The organism is Pandoraea pnomenusa, from assembly GCF_040391475.1.
Classification (GTDB): Bacteria; Pseudomonadota; Gammaproteobacteria; order Burkholderiales; family Burkholderiaceae; genus Pandoraea; species Pandoraea pnomenusa_C.
This window is the reverse complement of record NZ_JBEBXS010000006.1, coordinates 32300-47133: the sequence shown is the minus strand read 5'-3', so window position 1 is coordinate 47133 and position 14834 is coordinate 32300. Positions and strand designations below refer to the sequence as shown.

The window sequence follows — 14834 nt, the reverse complement described above, 5'->3', positions numbered from 1 at the left end:
GCTGGAACGGGGATGTCCCAGCCTTCGGTCGTCAGTTCTGCGGTTTCATCGCATCAGTGGCACGTTGTCGGGACTCGGCATTGGCGCGATTTCTCTCATCCCTGGATTGCTGGGTCGCCTGCTGTTGTTTCTTTTTCGCCTGCGCTCTGTTCGCCCGGTGCTGGCGATTCTGTTCGCGAACTTCCATGCGCTTCTGGACGATCGGATCACTGTGAGTTGCCGCCGCAGCCGGCGCCTCCGGGGCTGGCGCCGGTGTCTGTGCCAACACCGGAGCAGCGACAATCAGGCCGGCAATGGCAACAACGACGGACTTGCGATGGATAGCCATTTTCATGCTTCGTTTCTCCGTTTCCAGGGGTGAAGAACAGCTAGCAACCCGTATTGCTGTGGTGAGTCCTAGCGGGTAACGCGCACAGTGTTGGTACCGAAGAGGATACGGACGCGATCGCCAGGCGCGAATTGCTGATCGTCATCCTGCGTGACTGAGATGCGTTGTCCGGAATCGAGGACGACACCGATTTCGACGCCCGCCCGGCGCGTCACACGAGACTCGACCGCATTGCCTGCGGCACCGCCAAGCACCGCACCACCGATGCCGGCCGCCACCGCGCCGCTGCCCCGCCCGATGTTGCTGCCCGCCGCTATGCCGCCCAGCGCGCCACCGGCGACTGCTCCCACGCCGGACGGACCTGGTTGGATAGTCACGGGCCGAATGGTCTCGATGACGCCAAGTTCGACGACCTGCGCCTGCATCGCCTGGTTGGGACGAAATGTGGATGCTGAAGTGGGACCCTCGCATCCGCTGAGGAGGAATGACGCCGCGACAGGAACGATCAACGCTGCAGCAATGTTACGCATGACATTCTCCGGCGAATAGGCATGTCTCGGAACACACCTAGTGAACTACAGGATGGATCCGCTCGCAACTCATCTGCCACAAAATAAAAAAGAACCACATTCGGGATTCAACGTGATGCGCATTTCCGAATGCCAGTCGAATAGAGCCAGGGACTATCATGTTGCGTGTCACTATTCGATTTCTGCATTTCAATTTAGCATGTGATGTCGCAAAAATGAATGTCGATTTGGATGGGCGAGAATGATCGGATTACCAATAGTGCGATCCGGTGCTGCTATGCTCGCCTTACGATCTCTTGCCACCTGGCGGAATTGAATGACAGCCACCCTGCTGTTCGTCCTGCAACTCGAGCAAAACCTCGAGGCGCTGCTGATCCAGCACGGGCCCCTCGCCTACCTGATTCTCGGCGGGCTGATCTTCTGCGGCATCGGCGTATTGCCGCTGGTGTTTCTGCCTGCTGACATGTTGCTTTTCCTGTCTGGCGCATTGGCTGCCGTCGGGGTTCTGGATCCCCTCGTGCTTGCGCCGACGCTCGTGGTGGCGGCACTGGCGGGAACGGTATTCAACTATGGTGTGGCACGCGCCATCGCCAATGTCTGGCAACCGAAGGAACAGAGCTGGATCTATCGGGCGAGCGCGCGAACGCGCGGGCTCTATGCGCGCCACGGCGCTTCCTTGTTGCTGTATTCGCCGTTCATCGCGATTGTGCGCGCCGTCGCGCCCGCAATGGCAGGCGCCACCCGAATGCAGTTTCCCCGTTTTTTCCGCTTCGCACTCGGCGGGGCGTTGATCTGGGTAGCGGTACTCGTCGGACCCGGTTACTACTTCGGTCATATCCCGTGGGTACGCTCGCACCTTCATATCGCGCTGGCCATCGTCATTGGTGTGGGCGTTGCGGCGCTGCTGATCAACGCGCTCTGGAAAGTGCGGCGCAAGCGGCGGGCACGCGCCGAAGCTGCAAAAGCGGAACACCCTCAGCGATCAAGCCTGTAGTCCCGTGAGAAGGCACGTAACGTTAGCCCGAGGAGCGTCATGAACCAGGTGCTGATCAAGTCGACTTGTGCGCTTGTGCTGGTCACATTACTCGGATGGTTGTTGCATGTGGGACGCCCGGTGGTCGTACCCATTGCGTTCGGGATCATCGCGGCTTACGTGATCTTCGGTCTCGCCGATCTGCTTCGCCGTATTCCGTACGTGGGTGATCGAATGCGTGCCGGCGTGCGTTACACGATCGCCGTATCGCTGATGCTCTTCGCCGTTTACCTGTCGGTCAATTTGCTGCTAGCCGACAAGGACCGACTCATTGCCGTCGCGCCGATGTACGAAGCGACATTGCTCACCCTGCTGACGAAGTTCGCGGCGATTCTGCACATCGAAACCGAAGCGAGCTGGACCGCGATCCGTCGAGACCTGCTGGCGAGCGTCAACGTGCAGTCCCTCATCACCAGTACGCTGTCGTCTGTGTCGTCACTGCTTGCGACGATTGTGGTCGTCTTGCTCTACACCGCGTTCTTCCTCATCGAGCATACGAAATTCCGCCGAAAGCTCGTTCGCTTCGCCGCCGGGTCTCCCCGCGTCGTATCGGTGATCGACGAGATCAACGCGAAGATTGGCACCTATCTGGCCCTGAAAGCCCTGCTTGGCATGATTCTCGGTGTGTTGAGCTGGATTTGCATGCGCTTCGTGGGCCTGGAGTTCGCAGAGCTCTGGGCGGTCCTGATCGGCTTGTTGAACTTCATTCCCTACGCCGGTTCGATGATCTCCGTCGTGGTACCGACGTTGCTCACCGCCCTGCAGTTCGGCCAGTTCGGGGAAGCGATGCTGGTGTTCATCACGCTGACGCTCATCAACTTCGTGATCGGTCACCTTGTCGATCCGTGGCTGATGGGCGGGTCGCTCAATCTCAGTCCGGCCGTGATTCTGGTGAGCCTCGCGGTCTGGTCGTCGATATGGGGGGTGGCGGGTGCCTTCCTTGCGGTGCCGATTACTGCCGCACTGATCATCGCCTTCTCGGCGTTTGGCTCCACGCGCCGCTTTGCAGAGCTGATCACGAACGACGATTGAGAGGCGCTACGGCCTTTCGATTGCGGCGCCTTTCAAAACTGTCGTGCACCGGCGCCCGTGGAACCGGCCCCGGCGCACGACATCCGTTTGCGCGCTCGCCTCAAACCTGATTCTTGAACACCTTGCCGTCTTTCATCACGAGTTTCAGGTGTGCGCCGGGATCGGCGAGAAGCGTCAAGTCGTCGAGCGGATTGCCGTCGACGAGCAGTAGATCCGCATAGGCGCCGGGCGCGATCGTCCCCAACCCGGCCGGGTACGGGTTGCGCTTTCCCGACAGCGCCAGCAGCGCGGCATTGCCGGACGTCACCATGCTCAGGACTTCGGCGTTGCTGTACCACCGGCCCATGTTGGCCAGCATCGCGCCCTGGCGGGTCGCAACCGTTGCCGAAAAGATCAGGTCGGTGCCGAACGCTGTTTTGATGCCATGTTTCTTCGCGAGCTTGATGGCGTTGTCCGTGCCCGCGATGATTTCCTGGAACCGGATCAGTCCGACGCCCGACAGCGGCGCCACGTCGTCCTGACTCAGAAACGGCTGTGTGCTCAACCACACGTTGCGCTTGGCCATTTGCGAAGCGGTGGCGTCGTCCATCAGGTGCCCGTGCTCGATACACTGCACCCCCGCCGCCAGGGAGCGCTGGATGGCGGCGGGGGTATAGGCGTGAACCATTGCATAGGACCCCCAGTCGTTGGCCGTCTCGACGCCCGCGCGCATTTGACGCTCCGTGAACGTCAGCATGTCCAGCGGACTGCGCGGCGAGGACACCCCGCCGCTGCCCACGATCTTGACCTGCGACGCGCCGCGGATGAATTGCTCACGCACACGCAGCCGAATCTCCTCTTCGGTGTCGGCGATTGCCGCCGCCCCGTCCTTCTCGATCTGGCTGACGCTGCCCCCCGTTCTTGGTAAATCGGTAAACGGACGGAAATCACCGTGGCCGCCCGTGGTCGTGATCATGGCGCCGGACGGATAGATGCGTGGCCCCGAGATCAGCCCGCTGTCGATCGCCTGCTGAAGCGCGAACGCCGGGCCACCGGCATCGCGCACCGTGGTGAACCCGCGCAGCAGCGTGCGCTCCGCTTCGGCCGCAGCCGCCAGATATACGAACGCCATGTCCGATTGAAGGATCGTCTGGACCGGCAATGCTGCAAGCAACGAATGCCAGTGCATGTCGATCAGCCCGGGCATCAGCACCATCCCGTGGCAGTCGATGACTGTCGTGCCGTCGCCGGTCGCCGGCCGCCCTTGTGTCAGGCTGCCGATACGATTGCCGTCCACGGTCAGGGACAAGCCATCGCGCAACCGCGAAGACTTGCCATCGAACAGACGGAAGTTCGTCAACACGACCGGCTTGGCAGTCGCGGTGGGCGCAGGGGCCGTCTGTGCCTTGCCGAGTCCCGGCAGCAGCATCGCCAGCACCCCGGCAGACAAGCCCGCAACCACGCCGCGGCGAGCCAGATCGACTTCGATGAGCCGGTTCACCCATTGCACCTGCGCCTTGTTGCAGGGGCACGCCCCCATCTGTTGCGTCATGCCACCGCGATCACCACGCTTGCCTCGATCCATACGCCCTCCAAAGCGGAAATGTGTCGATGCCGTCGTCGCCAGGGGATGCCGGCGGCAACGTCGGGAAATGCGCAGACACCGGCGGGCCGGCGCCGATCAGACGATTAAGGATAAGTCAATCGAACGGTGCCCGGGAAGCTCACTGACACCGGGCCGGCCGCCCGCCGGAAGGCAAGGCATACCCCTACTTGCGGGCACATCCGGTAGAGAGTAAAAGTCGGCTCATCCCTCCCCTTCAGTCTTCGCCGGGAGTCATGCCCATGGATTCACCCGTCAAGCTCAACGCCGATTCGCTGGGCATCGTCGAATCCGTCATCATGGGGATTGCCGGCACGGCACCGGCGTACAGCGTCGAGATCACGACGTCCACGATCATCGGCACCGCCGGCACCCTCTCCCCGGCAAGCATACTGGTCTGCGGCCTCATCATGTTCGGTATCGCCTATGCGTTCATCAACATGAACCGGGCGCTGGCGAGCGCAGGGACCTCATATTCGTGGGTCAGCATGGTCTTCGGCCGCACACTCGGCTTCTTCGTCGGCTGGGCGCTGCTGGTGCTGTGCTGCGTGTTCATGGTTTCGGCCATGATTCCCGCCGCCAACGCCACGCTCCTCATTTTCGACCGGCCGATGATGAACAACGTCCACTATGTCACGTTGATCGCCGCCGCCTGGCTCACGCTCGTGAGCGCCGTGGTCATCAAGGGGATCAAACTCACCAGCTACATGCAGGTGCTGATGACCCTCGTCGAGGGCGCCATCCTGCTGGTCATTATCGTTGCAAGCTTCTTCGTCTTCCCGCGCGCCGCGCAACACACGTTCTCGTGGGGCTGGTTCTCGCCTTTCTCGTTCACGCCAAAACAGTTCGCGAGCGGTGCGCTGGTGGCGATCTTCTTCTTTTATGGCTGGGACGTCACCTTGAATCTCAGCGAGGAAACCCGTGACGCGAATCGAACGCCCGGGCGAGCTGCCTTCTGGTCAATGGTCTTCCTCATGGTGTTTTTTCTCATCTTCATCGTCATCACGTTGCTTGGCCTGACAGACGCGGAGATCCAGCACTACAACACGAACATCATCTTCGCGATCGCGCAGAAGCTGTTCGGGCCGACCTGGGGCTACGTGGCGATCATCGCCGTGTTGCTCAGTACGGTGGGCACGGTTGAGACGCAGATGCTCCAGTTCACACGCACGCTGTTCGCCAAGAGTCGCGACGGCGCACTGCATCACCGGTATGCGCGCCTGCACCCTCGCTGGCAAACCCCGCATATCGCGATCTTCTTCATCTGGATCACCGGCCTGGTGCTGCTGCTCATGTCGTCGTATTTGCCGACGATCAACGTCATCCTCCAGGATTCGATCACAGCCATCGGCTTCCAGGTCTGTTTCTACCTCGGCCTCACGGGGCTTGCCTGCGGCTGGTTTTACCGAAAGACGCTCACGCAGGGGCCGTGGGTTGCCGCAACGCATGTCGTCTGGCCGGTGGCGAGCGGGCTCTTCCTTTTCTTTATTGCGCTTTATAGCGTGCCGACCTTCGATTGGGTCACGAATGTCGTGGGCATGGGCGGCATCGTGATCGGCGCCATTCCGCTCCTGATGAACCGGAAGATGATCTGGGCGATACCGCGCGGTTGATGGGTGAGACGACGGCCGACGAAAAAGGGCTGCGCGAGATCGTCCCCGGCAGCCCTGTCAACATTCCGTTTGCGAGACAGGATCGCCCTCGTTTGACGTGGCGATCCCATCCGGATTCAGGCGAATTTCTCCTTCATGAACGCCACGACATAGGGCGTTGCCGCCGCAGCGACGGTCGACGCCGTTGCCGGATCGATTCCCATGCGGTTTGCCAGTGCCTCGGCAACCCGGCCGGTCAACATCCCTGCCCCGCCGTCTTCCAACGATTTGAAAAAGCCTTCGCCGCGAAGCATCCCTGCCGCAAACCCGACCAGGAAACTCTTGCCGGAGTGCTCGCCCAACAAGCCGCCACCGCTCTGTTCGTCGGCGACGTTGTGTGTCGCTTCGGCGGCCTGACTCAACATCTGTTGCGCGTCGTCACCACTGATACCCTGGGCCGCCAGGGCCTGCGTGGCCTGGCTGCCATGCTCGGAGGCGAGAAATTCGGAAACCAGTTGCTGAACGTCCATGGAACACCTTTGTGCAAAGGGAATGATCGGATGCCCCGTTCGGGGCGCTCGCGCCACGCCCGGCAAAATACCGGCTGTCGCTATCGGAACTATATGAAGCCCGTTGCGCGGGCGCCAAGGGAATTCGAGTAACGATCGCAGGATCAAGGTTTCCAATTGTTACCGACGCGCCGCTCAATGCTTCAGGAAGTCGATCACCATGCGGTTGAAGGCCTCCGCGTGTTCCCATTGCACCCAATGGCCGCACCGGTTGAACACGTGCAGTTGGGCGTTGGGCAGGCCGGCCAGCAGGCGAAGCCCGACATCCATCGGCACAAAACGGTCTTCACGGCCCCAGACAATCAGCGTCGGCGCAGCGATCTCACCCAGGCGCGAGCCGTAGTCGGTGAACTGCTTCGGATTCGCCGCCAGGCTCTTCACAAAGTTCTCGAGGTGTTCCTTGCAGGCCAGCATGTTGTCCAGACGCGCCTGCATCAGCGTGTCGGTGATCGCGCTCGCATCGAAAACGAACACGTTCATCATGCGCTTCAGATTCTCGATGGTCGGATCCTTGTAAAGTCCGTTGAGCAGCTTGATGCCCTCCGTCGGCATCGCCACAAACTGGCTCGGGCCACCGGTGCCGCCCCCCATCAGAATCAGCTTGCCGACGCGACTCGGGTTCGAGAGTGCGAAGGCGACGGCGCTGTGACCTCCCATCGAATTGCCGATGATGTGCACGCGCGCGATATCGAGTTCGTCCAGGACCGCCTTGAGCACACGGCCGTTGAGTTCCGAGCGCGAACCGGTGTTGACGACCGGGTCGCTCTTTCCCCAGCCCGGGCAATCGACGAGCACCACACGGTAGCCCGCATCGACCAACGGTTCGACGTTGCGATTGAAGTTGGCCCAGCCGGTGGCGCCCGGTCCCGAGCCGTGCAGCATCACCACGGTTTCGGCGCCGCTACCGGCGTCGTTGTAGTGAATGCGGAATACCGTGTCGCCGTCGCGAACGGAGACGAAACGGCTCGTGGCCGCTTCCGTCAGGGCCGAATCGGCCGATTGGACTACCGTCATGATGACTTCCTCTGTACAGGTTGAGAGTGAGGGAACAAGGCGTGCCGTCGTGGGCTGCCTTGTCCGGTCCACGCATTGGAATGTGTGGTGGCCCCGGGATCAACGCCCCGGCGCAACGGCGCCTGCGATGACCCGAGGTGCGAACGTGCCCACGACCGTGAGCGCGGCGATGGCGGCGACCACGATCAGCGGGATGCTCGACGACACGAGCATCGAGGCGCTTTGCCCCAACGCGAACAGCTGGCCGGCAATCAGCGGCCCGAGAATGGAGCCGAGGCGTCCGATGGCGACCGCGGCACCGACGCCCGTGCCACGGACTTCGGTCGGGTACGCCTGACCGGCCATCGAATACAGCACCGACTGCCCGCCCACGAGGAACAGGCCGCAGAAGAACGCGCCGCCGGCCATCGTCAGCGCGCCGATCGCGCTGGACAAGCCTGCCAGCGACAACGCAATGCCGACGTACATGCCGATCACCGTCATGCGCGGCGAAAACCGATCCATGATGTTCGCGATACCGATCGCCCCGATGCCGCCCCCGATGTTGAACATCATGATCGCCACGCCGGCCTGCGCACGGGACAACCCATTGGCCACCACCATCGACGGCAGCCAGTTCATCAGGAAGTACAGCACGATGAGCGTGCCGAGATAGCTGATCCACAACGCGAGCGTCGTGCGCGTGCGGCCTTCCTTCCAAAGCGCGTGCACGACGCTCGGGGTGCTTGCTTTCACGGCATCCGATACGCGCGCTGCCTGTGTGGCGACAAACTGCGCCGACTCGTGCAGACACAGCCCGAGCAGCGGCACCATCAGCAACGGCCCGAAGCCGCCCACGTAGAACACATGACGCCAGCCCGCTTCGCTGGGACTGACGATACCGATGACCGCCGCCAGCGCTGCGCCGAACGGCATGCCGCAGTACATGGCGCCTACGGCCGTGTTGCGTTGGCCGTCAGGGGCGGCTTCCGCGCACAAGGCGATCAGATTGGGCATGGCTGCCCCCAGCCCGAGGCCGGTCAGAAAGCGCGCGCTCAGGAGCGATTCGAAGTTCCAGACGTGTGCCGTGGCCAGCGAGAAGATGCCGAACAGGGCAACCGACAACATCAGGACACGCTTGCGTCCCCAGCGATCGGCGAGGCGTCCGCCAAGGGCGGCGCCGGGCAGCAGGCCGATGGCGCCGGCGCTGAACGCCCAGCCCATTTGCGCCACCGACAGTCCGAACTCCTTGGCGATGCGCGGTGCGGCCACGCCGGCCGATTGCAGATCGAGTCCTTCCAGCAGTGCGATGGCCAGACACAGGCCGATGGTCGCGAGGCTACCTTTCGAGGTCGCGGCGCCTTGAGGTGATGCGTTCATTGCTTAGTCTCCAGTTTCAGAAATATCCGCTCTTGTCTTCTGCGATGGCGGGTTTGGCGGGAACGGCTTCAACGTTGGGAACGGCTGATGTCGGCGGCGTGTGCTTCACGCAAACGTGGCGCGCACGCTGCCGAGTCCTTCGATGCTTGCGGTAAACGTGCTCGGCTCGGTGACCGGCACCATCGGACCGAGTGCGCCGGTCAGGACCACGTCGCCGGCACGCAGCGGCGTACCGAGGCGCGCCATCCGATTGGCGAGCCAGACGGCGGCGTTGAGCGGATTGCCGAGGCATGCGGCGCCATTGCCGCGAGAGAGCACTTCGCCGTCGCGCGAAAGCGTCATTGCACAGGCGCTCAGATCGATGTCGGACAGCTTCACGGGCCGGCTGCCGAGCGCGAACAGTGCACTCGACGCGTTATCGGCCACCGTGTCGACGAAGCGGATGTTCCACTGCTCGATGCGACTGTCGACGACTTCGATTGCGGCTACGGCGTAGGCGGTCGCGCCAATGATGTCGGCGAACGTGTTCGTCGCTTGCAGGAGGTCGCGTTCGAGTACCAGCGCAATCTCGGCTTCCACCTTGGGCTGGATGAGTGTGGAGAGCGGCATCGGCTGTGCATCGCCGTAAGCCATGCTGGCGAACAACGCGCCGAAGTCCGGTTGATCGACCCCCAGCTGCTGCTGCACGGCAGGCGACGTGAGACCGATCTTGCGACCGACAACGCGCTCGCCGTTCGCAAGCCGCGCGTCGACATTGCGTTGTTGAACGGCGTAGGCGCTCGCCATGTCGTCGAGGGCGATGTCGCCTCGCACGGGGGCGATCGTCTTGCGCGTCGCTTCGGCCCGTCGAAGACGCTCGGCCAGGGTCTGGATCAATTGGGCATTGGACATTGAAGTCTCCTTGGGAAATCAGGCGGCGGCCGCCAGCGATCGGGGCATCGCGTGCATGGCGGCAAATCCGGCGATCCATTCGGGAATCGCGCGGTAGTAATCGACCGACGCGTGGTACTCGCCATACGCGGCGAGCACGGCGAACGCTGCCACCCATGTGCGGATTTCGTGGGCCGATTTACCGCCGTCGCGGGTAATGGCGTCGTTGCTCATGCCATCGACGGCATTCAGACGCCCGCTTGTCAGCAGTTGCAGGAAGGCCTTGTCCCACTGCGGATTGAGCGGATGCATCGGGCTGTCGCCCGACGTGAAGGCCTTCGCGGCGGCGACGGTACGGGCCTGGCGCGCTGCGCGCGACTCGGGCGACGGGTTGCGCCCGGCAATCAGACGCTCTGCCACTTCCTCCGTCGCGCCGATGAGCTCGGGCACGGGCGGCTCATGGGAGATGCCGCCCGAGCCCACGACCAGCACGCGCTTGTCAGTGCATGCCAGAAAGCGGCCAATGGCGTCGCCCAACAAACGGGAACGGCGCAGCGTGGCCATCGGTGGCGCCACCGAGTTGATGAAGACCGGCACGACGGGGTACGTGTCCAGGGCACCGGTCAGGACTTCGAGTGCGTAGGCGCAGCCGTGGTCTACCTGCATGCGATACGACAGGGCCACGTCGATGTCGGCCGCCAGCACGTGTTCCGTGATCCGGTGGGCGGTCTCGGACGGCACCGGCAGCGTACCGGCCAGGCTGTTGAAGTCGCCGATGGCCGTGGCCGCTGCGCCGATGCAGAACGGCGGCATGACGTCGTAGAAGAACCCGTTGAAGTGATCCGGCGCAAACACGACGACAAGCTCCGGGTCGAAGGCACGCACCCGCTCGCGTGCGGCTTGCTGGACACGCTTCACTTCGGCCACCACGTCGTCGGCAGGATCGAAGTAGCCGTGCAGCGGGGTATGGGACAGGCATTCGAGATGAATCGGCATCTCAGGCTCCGGCAACTTTGGGCATGGGGATCGGGCAATCGACCGGTTCGGCGGCGGCAGGCCCGGTCGTCACGAGGCGAATCGGCTCGACGTCCAGCGCGACCTTTTCGGCCAGTTCCACGAGCGCTTCGGAGACTTCCTGCGGACCGCAAACGCCGGCGATGAATCGGTCGGGGCGCAGCAGCACCACAGACTGCGCACGGGCGCCGAACCAGTCTTTCAGACGATTGAGCGGGTCGCCGATGGCGATCACGCCCTCGGGGACATCGTCGGTATGCGCAAGCTGCACGTCAGGCTTGGCGAGAACAAAGCACACGCCGAGCCTGTCTGCGATCGCGCGCGCTTGCCGCGTCAGGCCGAACGTGGGATCCGCCCCCCATCCGATCACGGCAAAGCGATTGCCGATCACGTCGTCGAGGCGTTTCGTCTGACCATCTTCGGTGCGCACTTTCGGCTGAATGAACAGGCGTCCTGCGGGTGAGCTGGCGTGCGGATCGCGGCCATAGACCAGGCGGCCGAGCCACGATTCCCGCTTCTGGCTCATCAATCCCAGCAGACGACCCGGCGCCGAGTTGCCGGCGCGCTCGAGGCATCGCGCCAGCCATCCGCCGGTGGACTGCGGCGGCGGCAGCAGCACCACACCCGCTTCATAGCGCGGCATCGGTTTGAAACGCATTTCCACGAAGTAGCGCTTGACCGACGGGAAGAGATTGAAGCTGCGCACGAAGGTGTCGCGAAAGCGCACGCCGAAGCGGGTCGTCGGTGCGAAGATGTCACCCGCGACTTCCGACAGGTGGATCATGGCGCGTGCGTGGGCGCGTCGCTCTGCCGTATAGGTATCGAGCAGCCGGGCGGTGCACTGGCCTTTGACGACCATCGCGAGCTTCCAGCCGAGATTGTTGGCGTCGCGAATACCGCTGTTGTAGCCCTGCCCCTGCCACACCGGCATGATGTGCGCGGCGTCGCCCGCGAGCAGCACGCGCCCGACACGGAATGTTTCGGCCAGACGCGCGTTATGGGTGTAGACGCGCTTGCGGATGTAGTCGACTTTGTCGGGATGCGGAACCACCTTGCGGATCAGCGCCGTCAGATTCTCCGGCTTCGACAATTCTTCTTCCGTCTCGCCGGGCATGACCATGAACTCGAAGCGGCGGATGCCGTGCGGCAGCGCCGCCGACACGTAGGGTCGCGCATGGTCGCAATGCATGTAGACGTGCGGCGCGCCGACCGGGTCGTTGCGTACGTCGACGACGATCCACTGATTCGGTTTTGTCCGGCCTTCGAACGGCACTTGCAGCATGCGACGGATCTGGCTGTTCCCGCCGTCGGCACCCACCACATAACCCGCGCGGATCGTGCGGCTTTCGCCGTCGCGGGTACGCGCCGTCAGCGTCACGCCACGGTCGTCCTGCGTGAAGGCCTCGACACCGTGGCCGAACAGCACCTGCACGTGAGGGAAACGCGCGAGTCCGTCGAACAGCACGCGGTCGGCGAGCGGCTGGATGAATGCATTGCGGCGTGACCAGCCGAATTCGTCGGTACGCGGTTCGATCGACGCGAAGCAATGCCCCTCGCTCGTGAGAAAACGCATCCAGTGATCGGGCGTGGTGTGGGGCAGCAACGCCTCGGCGAGTCCGACGGCCTGGAAGACGCGCAACGCTTCGTCGTCGAGTCCGATGGCGCGCGGATAGTCGATGAGCTGGTCGAGCTTCTCGACGATGGTCACGCGCACGCCTTGCAGGCCGAGAATGTTGGCGATCATTAGCCCGACCGGGCCGGCGCCGACGATGGCGACGTCGGTCGTGATGTCGGTCGTGATGTCCGCCGCGCCGGGAGATGCATGGATGGATGCCGTCATGTGTCTCGCTCCTCTGTTTCTTGGGCACGAGCGCGCCCCCGCGCCGGTTTTGCGCGTACTGATGGCGTGCTGCGTTGGGTCAATCGGTCGCGGATCGTGTCGTCCGCTAATCGTTGGGCCTGGATCGGCTGCCAGTCGACTTGCGTTGCGTGCGCGTCGTCCGGGCAGAAAGGAAGGTGTCTCCGTCAGCGCTCAGATTTTTTGATGAGTCTAGGGACGTCGCACCGGGCGCTCAACAATTTCACTGAAATGTGCATAGAATGCACAACGTTGATTCTTATCGAGTTTTCCATGAGCAAGTACCCGAATGTGCGCGGGTTGTCGCGCGGCTTACTCGTGTTGCGGGCGATGAATGCGATGGAGCGCGGCCGTGCGACGCCCCAACAACTGAGCGAGGCGACCGGAATTCACCGCACCACCGTGCGACGCCTGCTCGAGACGCTGCTGGAGGATGGCTTCGTGCGGCGCAGTGCGTCGGACGATACGTTCCGGCTCGCCCTCGCCGTGCGTTCGCTCAGCGAAGGCTTCACGGACGACGAGCGGATCGCGACCGTCGCGCCGCCGATCATGGGGCAACTGATGCAGCGTGTCGTCTGGCCGTCGGACCTGACGACACCCGAGGGCGACGCCATGATCATTCGCGAAACGACACACCGTTTCAGTCCGCTGTCGTTTCACCGTGCGATGGTGGGCCGCCGACTGCCGATGCTCTTCACGGCGGCCGGCCGTGCGTATTTCGGCACCTGCCCCGATGCCGAGCGGGAGGACATTCTCGACCTGCTGCGCACCGGCGCCGGCGGGGAGCTGCAGCAACGCTTTGCCAACGACGACGCCTTCATTCGTAATCTCGTGCGTCAGACACGCGAGAACGGCTTCGGCGCGAACCACGGCGACTGGCACGATCAGCGCAAGATCGGCGCGGTGGCGGTCGCCATTCAGTCCGAAGGACGCGTGCTCGCGAGCCTCAACGTGATCTACCTCGATCAGGCGGTCAGCCCCGCCGAGGCCGTACGGCGCTTCGTGCCACCGTTGCAGGACGCGGCAGCGCAGATGGCGGCGGCCTTGGTCCAACCGCCTCCATCTGCACGATCTCCGACCGACGTCAGAACGCCTTGACCAGTGCCAACCGGATCAGATTGCCCTTCGGTGAGCCGCCGCCGGCGGTGTACTCGGTATAGCCGGCGACTTTGAGGAACAGCTTTTCGCTTGGGATCATCCAGTCGAACTGGACCCCGACGGCCGCCTTGCGAGGCCGCATGGGGCTCGCGCCGTCGCCACTGTCATTCGAGATCTGGCCCTGGTAGTAGCCGACAAGACCTAACTGCGTGGTCGGCGTAAGATGGCGCGCGATGCCCCACTCCACCACGAGACCGTTACCGGGCGTGATCCCCGTCTGACGCTGCGAGTAGTTCTTTTCCGCCCGCATGAGCACCGACACCGACCACTGTTTCGCCGTGTCCGGGTAGTAGGTGCCGCCGAACGAGAGCATCGTGGACGAATAGCCGTTGCCCGGTGAAGTGGGATCGGTCGCGGAGAACGTGCCGACATTGAGCCACTGGCCGAGTCCGAACGACAGGTCCCACTGTGCGCCGTGCCAGCCGAGCACCAGCGGGCTCACGTACACGTCACCTACGCCGCGACTGCTGCCTGCATATCCAATGCCGTTGAACGTGAACGACTTGGCGGTCATGGGTACGATCGCCTCGATACCGTAGTTCGCGCCGAGAAACGTGGCCTGAGTGATCCAGGCGCCGCGAAGTGCGAGTGCGTTGACCGTGCCTTCGTTGTTGCCGGGCGCTTCGGTCAACCGGTTGATGTTGTAGTTGACGGCGTATCCGAGGAAGTACATGCCCGGCCCGGGCACCGATGCCGCCTGAATGCCTTCCACACCCGGCACGTAGTGGCCAGCCGCCTGCACTGGGGCTGCGCAGAGCATGGCTGCGCTCAACGCGGCCAGCGATCCCAGCCACCGAAGGGCGCGTGCGGCGTGGGTCTTCTGCGTGACTTGCGAAGCGGATGTACGGATGTCGTTGTCTTTGATTTTTTGCATTGTCTCCTCCAGTTCCTTGCT

General features: G+C 63.2%; 14 protein-coding genes. 4 read left to right on the top strand and 10 right to left on the bottom strand.

Annotated elements, in window-relative coordinates:
- Window positions 1-31: 31 nt before the first annotated feature.
- Together ABWO90_RS08550 and ABWO90_RS08545 are read right to left on the bottom strand one after the other, a co-directional pair.
- Window positions 32-334, bottom strand: a complete 303-nt coding sequence (locus ABWO90_RS08550) for a hypothetical protein (protein ID WP_353190789.1) — start codon at window positions 332-334, stop codon at window positions 32-34.
- Between the two features lie 62 nt (window positions 335-396).
- Window positions 397-858, bottom strand: a complete 462-nt coding sequence (locus ABWO90_RS08545) for an outer membrane lipoprotein (protein WP_353190788.1) — start codon at window positions 856-858, stop codon at window positions 397-399.
- Between the two features lie 316 nt (window positions 859-1174).
- Between ABWO90_RS08545 and ABWO90_RS08540 the strand changes: the two genes are divergently transcribed.
- Together ABWO90_RS08540 and ABWO90_RS08535 are read left to right on the top strand one after the other, a co-directional pair.
- Complete coding sequence (locus tag ABWO90_RS08540; RefSeq protein ID WP_353190787.1) at window positions 1175-1852, top strand: DedA family protein; 678 nt, start codon at window positions 1175-1177, stop codon at window positions 1850-1852.
- A 39-nt stretch (window positions 1853-1891) separates the two neighbouring features.
- Window positions 1892-2923, top strand: a complete 1032-nt coding sequence (locus ABWO90_RS08535; RefSeq protein ID WP_353190786.1) for an AI-2E family transporter — start codon at window positions 1892-1894, stop codon at window positions 2921-2923.
- A gap of 100 nt (window positions 2924-3023) precedes the next feature.
- On the opposite strand, the gene ABWO90_RS08530 is transcribed toward ABWO90_RS08535, so the two are convergent.
- On the bottom strand, window positions 3024-4487 hold the full coding sequence (locus ABWO90_RS08530) for a metal-dependent hydrolase family protein (RefSeq protein ID WP_353190785.1): 1464 nt from the start codon (window positions 4485-4487) through the stop codon (window positions 3024-3026).
- 260 nt (window positions 4488-4747) lie between these two features.
- Between ABWO90_RS08530 and ABWO90_RS08525 the strand changes: the two genes are divergently transcribed.
- Window positions 4748-6118 carry an APC family permease gene (locus tag ABWO90_RS08525; protein WP_353190784.1) on the top strand — a complete coding sequence of 457 codons (1371 nt, stop codon included), beginning with the start codon at window positions 4748-4750 and terminating at the stop codon, window positions 6116-6118.
- Between the two features lie 116 nt (window positions 6119-6234).
- Here the strand turns inward: ABWO90_RS08525 and ABWO90_RS08520 are convergent, their stop codons facing one another.
- The 6 genes from ABWO90_RS08520 to ABWO90_RS08495 form a co-directional block, all read right to left on the bottom strand.
- Complete coding sequence (locus ABWO90_RS08520) at window positions 6235-6627, bottom strand: hypothetical protein (protein ID WP_353190783.1); 393 nt, start codon at window positions 6625-6627, stop codon at window positions 6235-6237.
- 174 nt (window positions 6628-6801) lie between these two features.
- Window positions 6802-7680, bottom strand: coding sequence for an alpha/beta fold hydrolase (locus ABWO90_RS08515; RefSeq protein WP_353190782.1), 879 nt, complete (start codon window positions 7678-7680; stop codon window positions 6802-6804).
- A gap of 99 nt (window positions 7681-7779) precedes the next feature.
- Complete coding sequence (gene mhpT, locus ABWO90_RS08510; RefSeq protein ID WP_353190781.1) at window positions 7780-9039, bottom strand: 3-(3-hydroxy-phenyl)propionate transporter MhpT; 1260 nt, start codon at window positions 9037-9039, stop codon at window positions 7780-7782.
- 105 nt (window positions 9040-9144) lie between these two features.
- Window positions 9145-9930 carry a 2-keto-4-pentenoate hydratase gene (gene mhpD, locus ABWO90_RS08505; protein WP_353190780.1) on the bottom strand — a complete coding sequence of 262 codons (786 nt, stop codon included), beginning with the start codon at window positions 9928-9930 and terminating at the stop codon, window positions 9145-9147.
- An 18-nt stretch (window positions 9931-9948) separates the two neighbouring features.
- A complete protein-coding gene (locus tag ABWO90_RS08500) occupies window positions 9949-10905 on the bottom strand; it encodes a 3-carboxyethylcatechol 2,3-dioxygenase (RefSeq protein WP_353190779.1) in 957 nt (318 codons plus the stop codon).
- Window position 10906: 1 nt separating this feature from the next.
- Window positions 10907-12763, bottom strand: coding sequence for a bifunctional 3-(3-hydroxy-phenyl)propionate/3-hydroxycinnamic acid hydroxylase (locus ABWO90_RS08495; protein WP_353190778.1), 1857 nt, complete (start codon window positions 12761-12763; stop codon window positions 10907-10909).
- Window positions 12764-13054: 291 nt separating this feature from the next.
- Here ABWO90_RS08495 and ABWO90_RS08490 point away from each other — a divergent pair, with 291 nt between their 5' ends.
- Window positions 13055-13879 carry a DNA-binding transcriptional regulator gene (locus ABWO90_RS08490; protein ID WP_353190777.1) on the top strand — a complete coding sequence of 275 codons (825 nt, stop codon included), beginning with the start codon at window positions 13055-13057 and terminating at the stop codon, window positions 13877-13879.
- Here ABWO90_RS08490 and ABWO90_RS08485 read toward each other — a convergent pair.
- Complete coding sequence (locus tag ABWO90_RS08485) at window positions 13866-14813, bottom strand: SphA family protein (RefSeq protein ID WP_353190776.1); 948 nt, start codon at window positions 14811-14813, stop codon at window positions 13866-13868. The genes ABWO90_RS08490 and ABWO90_RS08485 overlap by 14 nt on opposite strands.
- Window positions 14814-14834: the final 21 nt, after the last annotated feature.